The following is a 1,355-nucleotide window of genomic DNA, read 5'->3' on the forward strand; positions in this document are numbered from 1 at the left end:
ATTCTTTCGAACTTGATCCATATGGCGATTCCATTTTCTTATTTTCAGGATGGAGTAAAGATCGCTACAAATGTCTGTATTTTGATGGCGATGGCTTCGCCATGCTTTATAAGCGTTTAGATAGTGGAAAACTTCAATGGCCAAAAGATGAAAATGAAGTACGTAATCTTTCACAACAGGAGCTCCGATGGTTACTTGAAGGGTTATCCATTCAGCAACCAAAAGCCATTCAACCATCACTAAAAGGCGTGTTCTAAAATCGTTCAAGTTGGTACTTTTATCTTTATTTCACTATTCAAACTGATTATAATAGGAGGAACGAAACTGAACGGAAAGTAGTGAATGTTGTGTCGAACGCTTCTTCTAATAACAAAAGTAAAGATGAGAAATTAATTCGACTGCTTGAAGAACAATTAGCTCATTCGAATCAACAAAATAAAAAGTTATCGAAAAAGTTGGATCAATCATTGAAACAGATTGAATCGTTGACGCAACAACTTCAACATTTAACAAAACTCTTATATGGCTCTAAAACAGAAAAATCCAAATACAATACGCCCGACGGGCAAGTGTCCTTATTTGAGGATGACCCGTCTTTTACTGATTCTGAGCACACAGAAGAACAAAGCCAACAGACGATTTCTTATACTGTTGTTCGAAACATCCAGAAGAAAAAGAGAAATGATTCATTGCGAGATGATGTAGAAATAGAAGCGATCCATCATCATCCAGACAATACCATCTGTGACTGTTGTCAACATCAAATGGTTGAAATCGGCGGAACGGTTGTCCGTGAAGAAGCTACATTTATTCCCGCAAAAATGATGAAAGTACAGCATATTGAACATGCCTACGAATGTAGGAACTGCAAAAGTGATGCATCACAATCCGCACAAATTAAGCGTGGAAAAGCACCACAGCCACCGATTCAACGTAGCATCGCAAGCCCTAGCGTGCTTGCGAAAGTCATCTATGATAAATTTGCGCAATACTTACCCCTTTACCGCCAGGTCAAGGAATGGTCACGTTATGGTCTAGATACGAATGATAAAAATCTTTCTAATTGGGTCATACATGCAGCACATGATTGGCTACTACCTATTTATGAACGAATGAAAGAGTTGATGATGTTTAAGTCTGTTCTACATGTCGACGAAACGTATTCCCAAATTATTCATCGTTCTGATGGGAAATCTGGTCAATCCAATGCCTATAACTGGGTATATCGAAGTGTGCCAAGCCAAGGTCCCTTGATTATTCTATTTCAAAGCTCTTTATCACGGGCTCGGTCCGTCCTTGAAAGTTTCACGGAGGGGTATTCCGGTACAATTATTTGTGATGGTTACTCTGCCTAT

Annotated in this window: 2 protein-coding genes; both read left to right on the forward strand. The window is 39.0% G+C overall.

Going from position 1 to position 1,355, the window contains the following annotated elements:
• Positions 1–257 (forward strand): IS66 family insertion sequence element accessory protein TnpB (tnpB, locus tag A2U94_RS20065; RefSeq protein WP_062954813.1); only part of this gene is annotated, 257 nt, incomplete at its 5' end.
• 90 nt (positions 258–347) lie between these two features.
• Positions 348–1,355: IS66 family transposase (locus A2U94_RS20070; RefSeq protein WP_156482323.1), on the forward strand; the 1,008-nt coding region annotated here is incomplete at its 3' end.

It is taken from the genome of Bacillus sp. VT 712 (assembly GCF_001614195.1).
In the GTDB taxonomy this organism is placed as follows: Bacteria; Bacillota; Bacilli; order Bacillales; family Bacillaceae_H; genus Priestia; species Priestia flexa.